The following is a 16,137-nucleotide window of genomic DNA, read 5'->3' on the forward strand; positions in this document are numbered from 1 at the left end:
ATGCTCAGAAAGATGATAAGGCGAAAAAGGACGTGGCTCCTGCTTGCTTTTCTCGTTTTCGTTTACATAAACAATTCATCGCACTTCACGGCTTCGCGGGGCGGCGAGCCTAAATTGCTGGCCCACCGGGGACTGGCGCAAACTTTTCCGCTGGAGGGCGTTGAGAACGATACCTGCACCGCGGAGCGGATTTACGAGCCGGAGCATCCCTTTTTGGAAAATACGATCGCTTCCATGGAAGCGGCGTTTGCGGCGGGGGCGGATATGGTGGAGCTTGACGTCAAGCCGACTAAGGACGGGCAGTTTGCCGTGTTTCACGATTGGACCTTGGATTGCCGGACCAATGCGCCAAGGACGACGAAGGATTATACGCTGGCCGAGCTGAAAATGCTGGATATCGGCTACGGGTATACGGCGGACCAAGGGGCGACGTACCCGTTCCGCGGCAAAGGCATCGGGCTGATGCCGTCGCTGCCGGAGGTGCTGGAGCATTTTCCCGGCAAAGCGTTCCTCATTCACGTCAAAAGCAATGATCCGGAGGAAGGAACGCAGCTGGCGGATTTCTTATCGACAAGGCCCCCGGAGGAGCGGAGCTTGCTGACCGTTTATGGCGGCGACGAGCCGATCCGCACGCTGCAGGAGCAGTTGCCGGACCTGCGGGTCATGTCCAAGGCGGCGCTGAAGCGATGTTTGCTGTCGTACGAGGCTTCCGGGTGGACGGGATACATTCCGGCCGCTTGCCGGAATACGGAACTGCACATTCCCGAGAAAATCGCCCCGTGGATTTGGGGGTGGCCGGACAAGTTTCTGAACCGGATGGACTCGGTCGACACGCGGGTTGTTGTGGTCGGCGGCGACGGCAGCGATTTTTCCAGCGGCTTCGACACGGCGGAGGACCTGAAGCGGCTGCCGGCCGGATACTCCGGCTGGATCTGGACGAACCGGATCGATAAAATCAGCGCGGAACTGGGCAAGGATTAAGGATTGATGTTGAGTACGGCTATCCATATACTTAAAGCTAGTACATAAGTATATCGATAAAGCGAGATGTCGGAACATGAAGCAGGCGAAAAATGACTTGAAACTAAGCAAGCTGGGTGAGTTATCATTCCGGCTTCGTTCCGTTGAGAACGTAAAGGGCGATACCGGAAGTGTCTTAAGGCAGCAACTGGCCATGGCGTTTGTTTTGATCGTGGCGGTTCGGGGCAGCGTGCGGCTGATCATCGACCAGGAGCCGGCGGAGCTGGACCGGAGCAGCGTTTTCCTCGCGGTTCCGGGGCAGACGTTTGGCGCCGCCGAGCGGAGCGGGGAGGCCGAGTTGTATGCCTTTTACTTCGATGTGTTTGCCTGCCCGCAAAAGGGTCACAGCGAGGGGCGGAGCATCCTCCGAATAGACCGTTCTTCCGAAGCGCTGCCGCGTTCGGGAAAAATGTTCGTTTATCCAAACGATCAGCTGGCGGCGATGAGCGCCGATCTGTATCGGACATGGCATGGCGAGGACGAGATGGGGCATTTCCGCTGTCAGATCGATTTGCAGGAAATGCTTTTTCACATTTACCGGAACCGCCGGTCAAAGCCGGAAAACGCTGGCGCGGCCGTGGAATACGCCAAACGTTACATCGAGGAGCATTACGCCGAGCCGATTACGATCGAGCGGCTGGCCCGGATCGCGGAGCTAAGCCCGAAATATTTTGTGGAGTTATATAAGAAAAAATATGGCAAAAGTGCGATCGAATACGTTACGGAACTGCGTATGCGGCAGGCGAAGCGGCTGATGGCGCAGTCCCCGGCCAAGCTGCGCGACATCGCGCACATGATCGGCTATACGGATGAGTTTTATTTCAGCCGCAAGTTTAAACAGGAGATCGGCGTATCGCCGAGCGCCTATATGCAAAGCAGCCGCCGGAAGCTGGCGGCCTACAGCCCGCCGGTGCTCGGCTATCTGGTGCCGCTGGGGATTTTGCCGCACGCGGCGCCGCTCCATCCCAAGTGGACGGAATACTATTACCGCGAGTTCAGCGGGGAAATTCCGGTGCAGTTCAGCGCTTACCGGTACAACGAGGACTGGCGGGCCAATTTGGAGCAGCTTCGGCAAATTTCCGCCGATCTGATCCTCGCCGCCGATACGATTTCGCCGGAAGAACAAGCCGAGCTGGAGCGGATTGCTCCCGTGAAGCTGCTTGCCGTTTCCCGTCTCGACTGGCGGGAGCAGTTTGCGTCGCTGGCCGGGGAATTGGGCGAAACATGGCAGGCCGGAACATGGCTGGAAGATTATTCTTTTCAATTGAAGCGGACGAAAGAACTGCTGCCGCTTGCGCTCCGCCAGGGAACGGTGGCCGTGATCCGCATGGTGGACGAAAGCCTGTTTCTCCACTGCAATCGCGGCATGGCCGGGCTATTGTACGGCGATTTGGAATTGCTTCCCGCTTATGCCGGGGAAACGGACGTTTACAACCGGCCGGTAAGCCTGAAGGAGCTAAGACGAATCAACCCCGATCATATTTTGATGATAGTGCGTCAGGACAGCGAGACGATCGATGCGTGGGGAAGATTGCAAAAGCGCCGGGAATGGCTGGCGCTCCCCGCCGTTGAACGGCAAAAGGTGCGCATGCTGACATCGGACCCGTGGCTCGAATATTCCCCGCATGCGCATCTCCGCATGCTGGAGCAGCTTGCCCGGTTGTTTCCGGGAGAATGTCCATAATTGTTCCGAAGATAATCCATGGTAAAGCGGAAGTCCTCTTTTTATAATCGACAATGATAATCATTATCATAAATAAGCGATGATGATTTTGTCCGCATATGGAAAGGGGTCTACGGAGAGATGAAAAAATTGACTTGGGCAGCGTTGCTTATCCTGCTGTTTACATTGGCGCTGACGGCGTGCGGGTCGGGGAAAAGCGATGAAGCGGGGGCGGGGCAAAACGCTGCGGGGAACGCGAATGCCGCTTCATCGAATGCGCCGGCGAATCCGGCCGCGGATGCAAATGCCGCCGGGAATGGGCAGGCAGCCGGGACGGGAACGCGCACGCTTGAATATTTGGGCCAGACCTATCAGGTTCCGGCCAAGGTGGAGCGGATCGTCATTACCGGATCGATGGAGTCGATGGAGGATGCCCTGGTGCTGGACGTGCATCCGGTAGGCGCGATTTCGTTCGGCGGAGCTTTTCCGGAGCGTTTTGCCAAGGTAACGGATCAGGCGGAATCGATCGGGGAGAAAATCCAGCCTAATTTCGAAACGATTCTGAAGCTTAAACCGGACGTTATTCTCGGCTCGACGAAATTTCCCGCAGAGGTAGCGGAGAAGCTCGGCAAAATCGCGCCGACCGTCCTCGTCTCGCATTTGGCCGTCGACTGGGAAGCGAATTTGAACCTGCTGGCGGAGCTGACGGGGAAGCAGGCGGCGGCCGACAAGGCGATTTCGGAGTACCAAAGCGATCTGGAGAAAGCCAAAGCGGAACTGACCGGGAAACTCCAGGATCAAAACGTGCTGACGGTGCGAATCCGTACCGGGAAGCTGTTTATTTATCCGGAAACGGTATTTTTGAACCCGATTTTGTATGAGGATCTTAGTTTGAAGGCGCCGGCGGAGGTTGCCGCGGCCAAAGCGCAGGAAGAAGTGACGGTCGAGCAGTTTGCCGCGATGAATCCGGACTATTTGTTTATTCAGTTTGCGAGCGATGAGAATCAGGAGACGAAAACGGCGCTGGACGAATTTTTGAATGACCCGATCGTCAAAAACGTAAATGCGGTGAAAAACGGCAAAGTGTTCGTGAACGTGATCGATCCGCTGGCGGAAGGAGGCCCTGCGTGGAGCCGGATCGAATTCCTCAAAGCGGCGCAGGAACGGCTTGCCGAAGTAATGGAATGAGCGGGAATATTCGAACCGGGACGCCGGCGGGAACACGCAAGCTGAGAATAGCGGGCCTCCTGACTCTGGGCATTCTGCTCATCGCCGTCACGATCGCGGGGTCGGTGCTGCACGGAACGAAGCCGATCACCTACGATAAGGTATGGGACGCGGTCGTTCATTTTGATGCGGGCAACATCGATCATCAGATCGTCCGCGCGTCCCGGATTCCCCGGGCGCTCGGCGCGCTGCTGATCGGCGCGCTGCTCGCCGTTTCCGGCGCCTTGATGCAGGGAATTACCAGAAATCCGCTGGCCTCGCCTTCCATAATGGGGATTTCGGACGGTTCGGCGTTTGCGGTCACCTTGTGCATGGCGTTTATGCCGGGAACGACGAACATGGGGATGATCGGGTATTCCCTGGCCGGCTCGGCGCTAGGCGCGTGTCTCGTGTTCGGCTTATCCAGGGTGCTGCCCGGCGGTTCCTCCCCCGTCATGCTGGCGGTGCTGGGCACGCTTTTGGGCACTTTTCTCGGCGGGGTGTCCCAGGCCCTGGCCAGTTATTTTCAGGTATCGCAAAATATCAGCTTCTGGTACAACGCCCGGCTGCACGATATCGCACCGGAAATGCTGTGGCTGGCCGTTCCTTTCGGGATCTTCGGACTGCTGCTCGCCCTGCTCTTGGCCCGTCCGGTAACGGCGCTTGCGTTGGGGGATGAGCTGGCGTCGGAATTGGGGCTGAACGTCAAGCTGATCAAAGCGGCGGCAATGCTCGGCGTCGTCGTCATGACCGGCGCCGCCGTGGCGATCGCGGGGAAAATCGCCTTTGTCGGTTTGATCATGCCGCATATTACGCGGCTTTTGGTAGGGCCGGATTACCGGAGGGTGATTCCGTTTGCGGCGCTGCTTGGCGCTTTGTTTTTAGCTTGGTGCGATTTGCTCAGCCGCTTTCTGAATCCGCCGTTCGAGGTGCCGGTCGGCGTCGTTACCGCGCTGTTTGGCGTGCCTTATTTCCTCTACTTGATCAAGACGAGAGGAGGGGAAAGAAGTGAGTAGGCCTTATTCTTCGGCGCGGTTTTGGCTGGTGTTTTCCGTCTGTTGCGGCCTTGCGTTATGCGGGATGTACCTCGGCCTTACAAACGGGTCGTTTGACCTGTCGGTTCGCGATGTCTTCGGGACGCTGCTCCGCATCGATCCGCAGCGGGACCGCGACCTGGTCATCTTCGAATTCCGGCTGCCGCGGATCGTGATCGGCGCTTTGGTCGGCTGCGGGCTTGGCGTGGCCGGCGCCGCGCTGCAGGGGATCACGCGAAATCCGCTCGCCGATCCCGGCATTTTGGGCATTCATGCCGCGGCGGGGACGGCGGTGGTTTTGTTTATGTTTTTTGTGCAGGGGACGGTGAATGGCGGCGGTTTCGGCTCGGTTTTATCGATGCCGCTGTTTGGCTGGATCGGCGGTCTCGCCGCGGCAACGCTGCTCTATTTCTTTTCCGGCCGGAATGGAATCATCGACCCCCAGCGCTTGATCCTCGTCGGCATCGCGCTTGGCTCGGGCTTTGGCGCCATTACATTGTACGTATCCCTGAAGATGAATCCCCAGGATTTCGAAATGGCCACGGTCTGGCTGACGGGCAGCATATACGGCGCCAGCTGGGAGCAGGTGTTGACGACGCTGCCGTGGCTGCTGGTGCTCATCCCGGTCATTTGGCGCAAAGCGGGCGTGCTCGACATGATGCAGTTGCATGAGACGAGCGTTATCGGCCTGGGCGTCCGGGCGGGAGCAGAGCGGCAGTGGCTGCTCGTTTGCAGCATCGGGCTTGTCAGCGCCTGTGTAGCGGTGTCGGGCAGCATCGGCTTTGTCGGGCTGATCGCCCCGCATATCGCTCGGCGGCTGGTCGGCATCCACTACCGCTATGTGATTCCCGCCTGCGGCGCGATCGGGATGGCGATGGTCATCATCGGCGACTTGATCGGCAGGACGGTGTTTGCGCCGGTGGAGTTGCCCGTGGGCATCGTCATCTCGATCATCGGGGTGCCTTATTTCGTTTACCAATTATATCGGGCAAGAAGAAGTTAGGAGGGGGCCATCATGAATCAGACGCTGGAGAAACAGCCGTTTTGTATCCCCGGGGCTAAGCAATGGAAAATGAAGAGCCGCGGCGGACGCGATTACCGCATCATGCTGTGGAAGCCGGACGGGCCGGCCCCTGAGGGCGGCTTCCCGGCGATTTATTTGCTCGACGCCAACGCCTGTTTTGGGGCGATGGCGGAGGCGGTGCGCATGCATGCGCGCGGACCCCATCGGCTGGAAGCTTCCGCCGTCGTCGGCATCGGGTATGAGACGGATCAGCCGTTTGACACGGACGCCCGTTTCTATGATTTTACGATCCATGCTGATCATGAGGAGCTGCCGCAGCGCCCGATTGATGTACCGTGGCCGCAAACCGGGGGAGCGGAGCAGTTCCTGGCGTTTATCGAAGAGGAGTTAAAACCGCTTGTCGAGCGGGAGGTGCCGATTAACCGCACCCGTCAAACGTTGTTCGGCCACTCGCTGGGCGGCTGGCTGGTGCTTTACACGCTGTTTACGCGGTCCCGGGCTTTTCAATATTATGCCGCCGGAAGCCCGTCGATCTGGTGGAAAAATCGCTGTATCGTGCCGGTCGCGGAACACTTGATTCGGCAATGGAGGGAAGCGGCGGGGCCGGGGCCGGCCTCAGATGATGGTTTCGCCGGGGATTCCCCGGTAACCGTGAACTCCCCGGCAGGGGAGGCGAAGCCGCCCAGCGGGCTTTATCTTGGCGTCGGCAGCCTGGAAAAGTCGCATATGATCGAAGACGCCAAAGCATTGTACGAACGGTTGAATACCGCCGGCATCCCCGGGTTCCGCGTATCCTACACATGTTTCGCGGAGGAAACCCATCTATCGGTACTGTTTCCGTTTATCGTCCGGGTGATTCGCGATATGCTGAAGCCATGCGTTGGGGAAACATTAAGCTTGCCGCCGCGGTTACCGTGATACGCCCGAGCCCGCCAGCCTAGCCGGAACTCTAACGGTTGCCGCAGCGGCTATTTGCCGAAAAAAGACCTTTTCGAAATTCTAACGGTTGCCAGCGCCGTTATTTGCCTGAATCCAAGCAAAAATTACGGTTTTCGGCGAAATAAGCTCCATGGCAACCGTTACAGTTTGAAATCAACGGTATTAGAACAAATAGCGCTTGTGGCAACCGTTAGAATATTGGTGTAGCTAGAAAATGTATCTTGTCAGATTTAACGCAACGCTAGTGCCAGGGCAACCGTTAGAACGGTTCTAGGTTCAGATTTGTTGCGGCGCTAGCGACTTTTGTCCAGTACTTTGGAAATCCGCGATTCACACATCCCCCGTGCAACACTTCATCACGCTTGATATACAACACCTTTTACTACTCCCTGTGCTATTCTCAGTGTTACGTCCTGTACCTATGCCCTGTACTGCGCCCCGCCTTTCTTCGGTATAACCGCCCGCCTCACAGGCTTCTCGCCAACCGCTTTTCAGACTAAATTTTGTATCGGCGCAACCTTCCCCCTCTTTTTTATACTTTTTTAAGTATTCGTTTAGAGATGTTTTAGACCTGACGGTTATGCTTAGTGACAGGAAGTTCAGTCAGGCGTGCCGCGCTTCCGAACATCCGATAGAAGAATGCGCTTATAAGGTCTGGTGCTTTGGTGGAAGTTACTATATAATTTTTAGCGGGCTAAAATTTATATACAAGCGAGGGATGACATGGCTGCCATTGAAGTGCGCGACTTGCGCAAGACGTTTAAAGTGCAGAAAAACCGCGAAGGCCTCAAAGGGGCCTTTCTTGATTTGTTCAAGAGGGAGTACAACGAAGTGGCCGCCGTTAAAGATATTTCTTTTCAGATTCCGGAAGGGGAGATCTGCGGATATATTGGGGAAAACGGGGCCGGGAAGTCGACGACGATCAAAATGCTGACCGGCATTTTGGTGCCGACTTCGGGACATTTGAAGGTAGGGGGCTTTGTGCCTTATGAGGAGCGCGAGAAATTCGTGCAGCATATCGGCGTCGTGTTCGGGCAGCGCAGCCAGCTGTGGTGGGACATCGGCGTAATCGAATCGTTTGAGCTGCTGCGCAAGGTGTACCGCGTGCCGCAGGCCGATTACAAGAAGCGGCTCGACGAGCTGGTGGAACGGCTGCAACTGCAGGAGCTGCTGAACCGCCCGGTGCGCAAGCTGAGCCTGGGGCAGCGGATGCGCTGCGAGCTCGTGGCCGCGCTGCTGCACAACCCGTCGATCGTGTTCCTCGACGAACCGACGATCGGCTTGGACATCGTGGTCAAATCGGAAATCCGCGATTTCCTGAAAGACATGAACCGCGAGCACGGAACGACGATTTTGCTGACCACGCATGATTTGCAGGACATCGAGGCGCTGTGCTCCCGGGTCATCATGCTCGACGACGGCCGGATCATTTACGACGGCGGCCTGGAGGAACTCAAAAACCGCTGGGGGACAGGCAGGGAGGTGCTGTTCCAATTCGGGATGGCGACCAAGCTGGATCAGCTCCGGTCCTGGACCGGTTCGCTGCCGGTCGTTTGGACGGCGGAAAACGATTTGAACGCCAAGGTTTGGATTCCCCTCGACATCGGCGTGTCCGAGGTGCTGGGGCAAGTCGTCGGCAAAGCGGACATCACCGATATCAAAATCATCGAGACGAACACCGACGAAATCGTGCGCAGCATCTACCAGGCCGGTTCGGCGGAGAAAAAACCGGACGAGCCGGCCGAAAGCGAAGGTGCGGTGGTCCATGTCTAACACCTTAGGAGCTTACATCGATTTTATCCGCATTCGTTTTCTGACCATGCTGGCCTATCGGGTGAATTATTATTCGGGCATTTTGATTTATACGTTGAACATCGGGGTTTATTATTTTACGTGGAAAGCGATCTATGGCGGAGGTGGGGAACTCGGCGGCTTTACCGCCTCGCAAATGACCACGTATCTGGCCGTATCGTGGATGGCCCGCGCGTTTTATTTCAACAATCTCGACCGGGAAATCTCCACGGATATCCGCGACGGCAGCATCGCCATCCAGTTTATCCGCCCTTATAACTATTTGATGGTCAAAATGATGCAGGGCCTTGGCGAAGGGATGTTTCGCTTCATGATGCTCATGATCCCCGGCATGGCCATCGCCATGCTGCTGTATCCGGTGAAGCTGCCGACGGCGCCTTCCGCTTGGGCGGGTTTCCTCGTGATGCTGTTTTTCAGCTTTCTGATTAATTCGCAGCTCAACGTGATTACCGGGCTGATGGCTTTTTTCGTGGAAAACAACGAAGGCTTCATGCGCATGAAACGCGTTGTCGTCGACCTGTTTTCGGGGCTCATCATTCCGATCAGCCTGTTTCCATCCTGGCTTTCGGGGATCATGAATTACCTGCCGTTTCAAGCGATCACCTATTTGCCGGGCTCCGTGTTTACGGGCCGGATTCAAGGCGCCTCGATCTGGAGCGTGCTGGGCATTCAGGTCGTCTGGTTCGTGATTTTGCTGATTCCGATGGTTTGGCTGTATCATGCGTCGCGGCGGCGCCTGTTCGTTCAAGGAGGTTGAGAACAATATGTACTATTTGGGCCTCATTGGCGAATATTTGAAAAACTATATGAAAACCCGGCTGACCTACCGCGCCGATTTTTGGGTGGAGGTCATTTCCGATTTGCTGTTTCAGGCGACGAACCTGATCTTCATTTTCGTCATCTTCATGCATACCGACAGCCTCGGCGGCTGGAGCGAAAGTGAAGTGGTGTTTGTTTACGGCTTTTTTATGGTGCCGTTTGGGGTGTTCAGCTGCTTCGTCAACATGTGGAACTTTAGCGAACGTTATATCGTCAAAGGCGAAATGGACCGGATCATGACTCGGCCGGCCTACAACCTGTTCCAGATCTTTCTGGAAAACGTCGATCCGCCGGCGCTCGTCGGCTCGATCATCGGCTTGATCATCATGGGCGTCAGCGGGGGGCAATTGGGCCTCGATTTTGAGTGGTGGACAATCCCGGCCCTGATTTTGTTCACATTAAGCGCGGTTGCCATTTACACCGGGATTTATACGACGCTGACCTCGCTGTCGTTTTATTCCGACGCGCCGACCGGCATTTTGCCGCTGATGTACAACGTGCAGGGGTACGGCCGGTATCCGGTGACGATTTACAACCGGGCGATTCAAGTGCTGCTGACCTGGATTTTGCCGTTCGCTTTCGTTGGCGTCTATCCGGCCTCGCTGTTTTTGCAGCGGGAGGAGATGCAGATGATGGCCTGGCTCACTCCGGTCGTTGGCGCGGTTTTTCTGGCGATCGGGATCACCGCTTGGAACTATGGCATGAAGCGGTACCGGGGAGCGGGGTCTTAACTTTTGCCTGTAAGAGGTTGTTCCAAAAGTCATCTTTTGAAGATATAAGGAAGAGTTGACTGCTAAGTACCGGCTTCCTTATATCGCAAGAAAAACTACCGCTAAGCACGGTCTGTCTTCCTTGAATATACGTCGATAACGTTTTTCTTATCCGAATCAGGCCAGGAAGCGGTCTCGACGACGAATCTTGAATTCAGCCGGGCCGGGCTTATGCTTCCGAAGCATGTTTCTTACGGAAACATTTCAGGCGCTCACGTACCCAAACGTACGCTCCGCTCCTGACGTCGCTAGCTTTATCCAACCTAAAGCGTTATGAAAAAACGCATATCGTAAGCATAAGCTTCGGTGCTGAAAAGCCGGCTTTTTGAACACGCACTAGAAGCGAATATGTCATTCGGAAAAGCCGGATTATTGGTTATTCGTAACCAGTAATCCGGTTTTTTTAGCCTTGACCAAAACAGAAAAACACCGCTGCCTATTTATTTCACCTTATGAGCTGGGAGGATGGCGGAAAAAAATGTGCTTGGATCGGCCTAGCTCTGACCATGAATTGCAAATCATACAACTGACTTTATATCCATTTACCCAATCAATCGTTTAATTGTATTTCATACAGGTATTTCCTCGTCTCTTTGCTGCTGTTCGAAATATAGCGTAGGAATTGCAGGTTTTACATTTAATCAAGCGTTGTGGCAGCATTTCCGGATAAGTAAATGTATATTTTGCAACTATCTCTTCCAGTTCTCGGCGGGGCTGTATATAGTTGTAATGACTTTGTAACCGCCAGTGTAACCATTCTGTAAGGACAAGTCGCTCTCTTTTATATTATTCTAATAATTGGAAAATAGAGAGAGGAAACAAGAATATGAACCTGACAATCCATAAGTTGCCCCTTGGAAGAGACAGTTATATTGACTTTGATAAGTCTATTTTCATGAAAAATGATCTGCCATGTGCTTTATCACATAGCGAGATTCTGTTGTTAACACGATTAACAGAGAACTTAGGTCATATCGTTCGGTATAATGAGCTTTTATCTGTACTTTTTACTGAAATAAGCGTAAGTGATTTGCAGGTGTACATAAGTCGATTGAGGAAAAAAATTGAAGTAAATCCAATAAAACCAAAATATTTAATTTCAATAAAAGGCATCGGATATATGCTAACGGCAAATAGGGAATAGGCATTTTTGTCGAATAACTTGAATGATTGAAAGAAATTCGACATGAAATGGTTGTTATAATGAACGTGAAATAAATAACAGGAGATGTAGAAAATGGGGTGATCTATGAAAAACTCATTAGCTGTAACTTTTGGTAGAAACCATTTGTTAATGTGGTGTAGGTGTCTTTTGCTTACTAGGAGAGAATTGCAAGCTGTTCGCAACATCATGAAAAGCCCGAGGCGTCGAAACTCAAATAAAGGAGATGCAGCAAATTGCAGGTTATTAAAAATATGTTCAAAATTCTATCTGCAACTTGCTTAGTAGGTCTCTGTATTACATCGATGGTTTCGGCTGAATCTCAAAATGACCAAGTCCCTGATAGAATGAATGCTGGAACCGTGATTGAATATGATGCGAATAATCAGATGGTGATCGTTGAAGAGGGAACACCTGTAACTGAATCTAATTCCAGTGTGAAGCCATTGAAATCCAACCTTACCCCGGACGAACAAAAGGCGCTTGATGAAGAAAATCAATTAGTAAACGAGATTAAAGCGGAAGCGGCAAACTATCCGGTATATAAAATTGAAAATCCAGCACCGCAACCCGGTTTGCGAGTTGAGTATGACGGCGAAGGCTATATTAAACAATTTCTTATCCAAGACGATGGTGTCTTTGTTCCTTTTAAATATAAGGCTTTGCCAGAAGGAACCAGAAAGCCGGTTGGAACCTACACCTATGGTAAACATGATAATACGATAATCATTTCAAAAAGCAAAGTGCAAGGTGAAGGGCGAATTACCAATTTTACGGATAAAAAGGGAGAAAAGGAACGTAAATTACAACATGGCGATGCGGCTACTCGGGGTGACATTGATAATCCAGAACATGGAACTAAACTGAATGTTAGAAATTTGGATAATGACAAATCAGGTACTGTAGAAAAAAGGGATAATGGTTCTCTTCCTGATGCGGTTCTGGATCTTTGGAAAAAGACCGTAGAAGATTTTGGGGTAGATTGGTCAGAATACGTATCTTTTAGTGGGCGGTATTATTATAGTTTTTAATACAATAAATAGGTTGCACCCGGGGACAATGTTTTGTTCCCGGGTTTCATAACAAAGGTGGGGAATATGGGAAGAATAAACGTTGGTATGAAATTAGTTGTATTGTTTCTTTTAACCGCTTCATTGGTCAGTTGCAGTCCTATGTACAGCAAAACATCCGATAAGTCCCTAGATAAAAATATTGATTTAAGCGACTATCTGAGCATCACCTATACCAAGTATACGAACGGGACGGATACAAACGATGGCATGACGATGGAGGTGTACAGTTAAAAATGCCGGTTTCCTGGGATCAGGAGCCCGGTATTTTTTGTAATGGAACCGGAGGAAAGGCGTATTAACTGTTGAATTACTTGGCCAGGTAATACATTGGCGAAAGGAGATTCTCAAGTGATGCAAGACCGCGCGCTGCTTCACCCTTTCATGCAGGAGGAGATCAGGGAAGAGACGGAAATAGACAGGCTGTTTACAGAGATTTTTGAAGCCTACTATAAACGGATTTTCAACTATATCGGCTATCGTGTGAGCAGCATTCATACGGCCGAGGATCTGACGAGTGTGGTGTTTGAGAAAATATTAAGCAAGCTGGATACGTATTCGCAAAACAAAGCTCCTTTTGAGGTATGGATGTTCGCGATCGCCAGAAATGTCGTGAACGACTACTACAGAAGGCAAAAAAGACGGCAGTTTTTCTCGCTGGAAGCGGTCAGGGAACTGGTATCAAGCAAAAAAGACCCGGAAAACCTGATCCTGCGGGAAGAGCGGAGCGACAAACTGATCGGTGCGCTGAACAAACTGGATGAAAGAGAGCGGAATCTGGTGGCGCTGAAATTCGGAGCCTGTCTCCGGAACACGGAAGTGGCTCAGATTACCGGGTTGTCCGAAAGCAATATCGGAGTGATTCTCTACCGTGCCATGAAAAAACTGAAAGCTGAACTTGGGAGTGTGGATCAGTTATGAGACTCAAAGGCAATAACGATAAGTTTTTGCGCGATATGGAGGCTTGCCAGCACGGTGCAGTTCCCGGTGATCTGGCCGATACAAAAGAAAACCGTGAGCTGCTGGAGCTCGGCCAAGCGCTGTCCGGCAAAGATTTCAGCCAATATTCCAATCGCAGCGCCGTGCTGTTTAAAGTACGGACCATGAACAATAAACAGGAGGCAAACATAATGAAAAATAAACGCGGATTCAAACGTCCTGCCATCGCGCTGAGCGCGGCACTGGCTGCCGGAGTGCTGAGCATAGCCATTGCCCAGCCTTCCTTTGCACAGGATATAGTAGATAAAGTGCTGGCTTCGTTCAATCTGGGGCATATTGAGGTGGCGCTGACAGAACCTCAGGTGCAACCGGCAGAATCAACGGGCAAGCAGTCTGTTAAAAAGGAAGAGCGGGACCCGGACATCGCGGAGCATATACTCAGCATAAAGGACACAACGAAGCTGGCCGACTATGCCGACTTTCCGGTAAAGCTCCCGCAGTATTTGCCAGAGGGATACGCCTTTGACAGCGCGGAATTCTATCGTGACGCGGAGGAGGTAAGCGGCAAATATGTCACTCTCCATTTTACAAACGAGGAGACAAAAGGCAGTATCTACATGCAGCAGCGGCTGCCTGATGAAGAAACCGCGTACGGCACGGGTACGGAAGGCAAGCTTGAGGAATTGCAGTTGAATGGCGTTAAAGCGATCCTGATGGATGACAGAGCTCTGCTTTGGGAAACCAAGGACGCATTATATTTCCTCTCCAGTCGTAGTGTAGACAGAAGCGAAATCATCCGCATTGCCGAGTCGATCCGCTAATTACTAAATCGAAAGACGTTCACTGGATTTACGCAATATGCTCAAATCAAGATGATTGGCCGTACGGGATTTTGGTCCTGTGCGGCTTTTTTTCTATGGCTAACTATTTATCAGCCCCCCTTCAATGGTCCTCACTAAGCAAAAGAGGGAGCAGCTTGATACGTGTATGCGAATTGGACAGCCTTTGCGTTGCTAAGACGGACCCCAGCGATCTTAAACGGTCCATAACAGGGGCTGCAATCCTTACGTTATATTAAAACCTATACAATATTGACCGATATAGGGATATATAGAGATTTAATGGAACTATATGGATTTTTATTAAAAAATTAATACAGGCAGGTGGAACATGGACGGAACGATTACGCTTAGCCAAATCGAAATTATGCCTTACCAATTGATACATCTTCATGAACTGAAAGTCGTAAAAACGGCGAACGATCATGCCCGCTTGATTTTTGCCGGGACGGTTGATGAAAACTTACGCGACTATTACATGAAGGCTTCGGATGAAGAGACGCAGGTGAAGGTTTTTGTTAAAGATGGGGAAGGGGGCCGGCATGCTCTGTTTCGGGGAATCGCCCTGGACGTTAAGGTCAAGACGGTTAATGGCATTAACTATATGACAGTTGAGGCCATCTCCCATACGCGCCAACTGGATATGAAGCGGCGGAAGCGGTCGTTTCAAAACCCGCGGCTGACCTATACCGAATTAATCAAAAGCATTGTGGCGGAGTACGGAAAAGAAGCCGATGTGTTGGACGTCGCTTCCGGCGGTAAAGCGATCGGCACGTTTGTGATGCAGTACGATGAGACGGATTGGGAGTTTTTGAAGCGCTTGGCTTCCCATTTCTACTCACCGCTAATTCCGGCTGTCGGATACGGGGTGCCCAAGTTGTATTTCGGGATGCCGATGGGCTTAAGCAAGGGGGAACTGCAGGTCCATAACTACAAAGCCGTAAAAAGAGTCTCCGCCTACCAGACGGCTGCGGAAAACCGCATTCCCGGGGTACGGAACGAGGATTTTCTGCAATATGAGGTGGAGGCGGACAAGCTGATGGAGCCGGGGCATGAGGTGCTGTTTCAGGGGCGGCCGTGGCTGGTCGCCGAAGCGGTAAGCGAGCTGCGGCAAGGCTTGCTGAAGCACAGCTATAAGCTGAGCCCGCGCAGCGGACTGCGTCCGATCAAAATGTTCAATCGGGCGATTATCGGGGCGTCCATTCACGGCAAGGTACTGGCGGTGCGGAAGGACAAGGTGCAGGTAAAGCTGGATATGGACGAGCAGGTCGATCCGGCCACCGATTTCTGGTTTCCTTACTCGACCATCTATGCATCGGAGGGACAGACGGGCTGGTATTGCATGCCGGAGGTCGGCGACCAGTTGCGCATCTATTTTCCCAGCTACAAAGAGGAAGAAGGCTACGCGATCAGTTCGGTAAAACGGACAAACCCGGCTTCGGCACCTTTAAAAAGCCAGACGTCCGCAGCTGCGGCAGCCCCGGGAAAAGCGGCGGCAGCCTCAGCCTCCGAGCCGCATAGCTCAGACAATGGCGAGGATGTGATGGCCGATCCGGCGGTGAAAACGCTGCAAACGAAATACGGCAAAAAAATCGTGCTGGCCCCGGACAAAATCGTGATCTCCTCGGGCGGAATGTCCATCATCATCAGCGACAGCGAGGGAATTACGATCAAAAGCGACAAGGATATCGGCATTACGGCGGGTGGAGAGCTGGTATTGTCCTCCCAGATGCTGCAGCTGTCGGCGGACAAAATCGAATTATCCGGCAAGGGCAGCACCTTGTCTTTGGAAGAGGAGATTTTATTGTCCGGGTCGGAAATCAAAATGAACTGATGCGAG

The 16,137-nt window shown here is 52.7% G+C and carries 14 protein-coding genes and 1 pseudogene; all 15 read left to right on the plus strand.

The window, feature by feature from the left end; translation table 11 throughout:
• The 15 genes and pseudogenes from NYE74_RS18225 (at position 1) to NYE74_RS18290 (ending at position 16,131) form a co-directional block, all read left to right on the plus strand.
• Complete coding sequence (locus NYE74_RS18225; protein ID WP_316561624.1) at positions 1-981, plus strand: glycerophosphodiester phosphodiesterase family protein; 981 nt, start codon at positions 1-3, stop codon at positions 979-981.
• A 76-nt stretch (positions 982-1,057) separates the two neighbouring features.
• Positions 1,058-2,704 (plus strand): AraC family transcriptional regulator, encoded by a 1,647-nt coding sequence (locus NYE74_RS18230; RefSeq protein WP_051985410.1) that lies wholly within the window; start codon positions 1,058-1,060, stop codon positions 2,702-2,704.
• A gap of 120 nt (positions 2,705-2,824) precedes the next feature.
• Complete coding sequence (locus tag NYE74_RS18235) at positions 2,825-3,871, plus strand: ABC transporter substrate-binding protein (RefSeq protein WP_316561623.1); 1,047 nt, start codon at positions 2,825-2,827, stop codon at positions 3,869-3,871.
• Positions 3,868-4,905 (plus strand): FecCD family ABC transporter permease, encoded by a 1,038-nt coding sequence (locus tag NYE74_RS18240; RefSeq protein ID WP_155619445.1) that lies wholly within the window; start codon positions 3,868-3,870, stop codon positions 4,903-4,905. Before NYE74_RS18235 ends, NYE74_RS18240 begins: the two co-directional genes overlap by 4 nt.
• Positions 4,898-5,926, plus strand: coding sequence for a FecCD family ABC transporter permease (locus NYE74_RS18245; protein WP_036622590.1), 1,029 nt, complete (start codon positions 4,898-4,900; stop codon positions 5,924-5,926). The genes NYE74_RS18240 and NYE74_RS18245 overlap by 8 nt, the downstream gene beginning before the upstream one ends.
• A gap of 12 nt (positions 5,927-5,938) precedes the next feature.
• Positions 5,939-6,865 (plus strand): alpha/beta hydrolase, encoded by a 927-nt coding sequence (locus NYE74_RS18250; RefSeq protein WP_124331989.1) that lies wholly within the window; start codon positions 5,939-5,941, stop codon positions 6,863-6,865.
• Positions 6,866-6,872: 7 nt separating this feature from the next.
• Positions 6,873-6,950, plus strand: a pseudogene (locus NYE74_RS33340) (PEP-CTERM sorting domain-containing protein); the annotation flags it as partial.
• 659 nt (positions 6,951-7,609) lie between these two features.
• Positions 7,610-8,659, plus strand: a complete 1,050-nt coding sequence (locus NYE74_RS18255; protein ID WP_036622594.1) for an ABC transporter ATP-binding protein — start codon at positions 7,610-7,612, stop codon at positions 8,657-8,659.
• Positions 8,652-9,455 carry an ABC transporter permease gene (locus tag NYE74_RS18260; RefSeq protein ID WP_124331990.1) on the plus strand — a complete coding sequence of 268 codons (804 nt, stop codon included), beginning with the start codon at positions 8,652-8,654 and terminating at the stop codon, positions 9,453-9,455. The genes NYE74_RS18255 and NYE74_RS18260 overlap by 8 nt, the downstream gene beginning before the upstream one ends.
• 7 nt (positions 9,456-9,462) lie before the next feature.
• A complete protein-coding gene (locus NYE74_RS18265) occupies positions 9,463-10,248 on the plus strand; it encodes an ABC transporter permease (RefSeq protein WP_124331991.1) in 786 nt (261 codons plus the stop codon).
• An 865-nt stretch (positions 10,249-11,113) separates the two neighbouring features.
• The gene (locus tag NYE74_RS18270) at positions 11,114-11,431 is read left to right on the plus strand and encodes a winged helix-turn-helix domain-containing protein (protein ID WP_051985411.1); all 318 of its coding nucleotides are present in this window, start codon (positions 11,114-11,116) and stop codon (positions 11,429-11,431) included.
• A gap of 254 nt (positions 11,432-11,685) precedes the next feature.
• Positions 11,686-12,480 carry a hypothetical protein gene (locus NYE74_RS18275; protein ID WP_124331992.1) on the plus strand — a complete coding sequence of 265 codons (795 nt, stop codon included), beginning with the start codon at positions 11,686-11,688 and terminating at the stop codon, positions 12,478-12,480.
• Between the two features lie 393 nt (positions 12,481-12,873).
• Positions 12,874-13,440: a sigma-70 family RNA polymerase sigma factor gene (locus NYE74_RS18280; RefSeq protein ID WP_036622600.1), complete on the plus strand. Its 567-nt coding sequence runs from the start codon at positions 12,874-12,876 to the stop codon at positions 13,438-13,440.
• Positions 13,437-14,279, plus strand: a complete 843-nt coding sequence (locus NYE74_RS18285) for a DUF4367 domain-containing protein (protein WP_155619440.1) — start codon at positions 13,437-13,439, stop codon at positions 14,277-14,279. The genes NYE74_RS18280 and NYE74_RS18285 overlap by 4 nt, the downstream gene beginning before the upstream one ends.
• A 349-nt stretch (positions 14,280-14,628) precedes the next feature.
• The gene (locus NYE74_RS18290; protein ID WP_124331994.1) at positions 14,629-16,131 is read left to right on the plus strand and encodes a phage baseplate assembly protein V; all 1,503 of its coding nucleotides are present in this window, start codon (positions 14,629-14,631) and stop codon (positions 16,129-16,131) included.
• The last annotated feature ends 6 nt before the right edge of the window (positions 16,132-16,137 follow it).

It is taken from the genome of Paenibacillus sp. FSL P4-0127, assembly GCF_038007325.1.
GTDB classification, from domain to species: Bacteria; Bacillota; Bacilli; order Paenibacillales; family Paenibacillaceae; genus Fontibacillus; species Fontibacillus macerans.

What these genes read in the sequence shown, in the direction of transcription:
- NYE74_RS18225 (WP_316561624.1), top strand. Translation starts at nt 1, where the DNA reads ATGCTCAGAAAGATGATAAGGCGAAAAAGGACGTGGCTCCTGCTTGCT.
- NYE74_RS18230 (WP_051985410.1), top strand. Translation starts at nt 1,058, where the DNA reads ATGAAGCAGGCGAAAAATGACTTGAAACTAAGCAAGCTGGGTGAGTTA.
- NYE74_RS18235 (WP_316561623.1), top strand. Translation starts at nt 2,825, where the DNA reads ATGAAAAAATTGACTTGGGCAGCGTTGCTTATCCTGCTGTTTACATTG.
- NYE74_RS18240 (WP_155619445.1), top strand. Translation starts at nt 3,868, where the DNA reads ATGAGCGGGAATATTCGAACCGGGACGCCGGCGGGAACACGCAAGCTG.
- NYE74_RS18250 (WP_124331989.1), top strand. Translation starts at nt 5,939, where the DNA reads ATGAATCAGACGCTGGAGAAACAGCCGTTTTGTATCCCCGGGGCTAAG.
- NYE74_RS18255 (WP_036622594.1), top strand. Translation starts at nt 7,610, where the DNA reads ATGGCTGCCATTGAAGTGCGCGACTTGCGCAAGACGTTTAAAGTGCAG.
- NYE74_RS18260 (WP_124331990.1), top strand. Translation starts at nt 8,652, where the DNA reads ATGTCTAACACCTTAGGAGCTTACATCGATTTTATCCGCATTCGTTTT.
- NYE74_RS18265 (WP_124331991.1), top strand. Translation starts at nt 9,463, where the DNA reads ATGTACTATTTGGGCCTCATTGGCGAATATTTGAAAAACTATATGAAA.
- NYE74_RS18270 (WP_051985411.1), top strand. Translation starts at nt 11,114, where the DNA reads ATGAACCTGACAATCCATAAGTTGCCCCTTGGAAGAGACAGTTATATT.
- NYE74_RS18280 (WP_036622600.1), top strand. Translation starts at nt 12,874, where the DNA reads ATGCAAGACCGCGCGCTGCTTCACCCTTTCATGCAGGAGGAGATCAGG.
- NYE74_RS18285 (WP_155619440.1), top strand. Translation starts at nt 13,437, where the DNA reads ATGAGACTCAAAGGCAATAACGATAAGTTTTTGCGCGATATGGAGGCT.
- NYE74_RS18290 (WP_124331994.1), top strand. Translation starts at nt 14,629, where the DNA reads ATGGACGGAACGATTACGCTTAGCCAAATCGAAATTATGCCTTACCAA.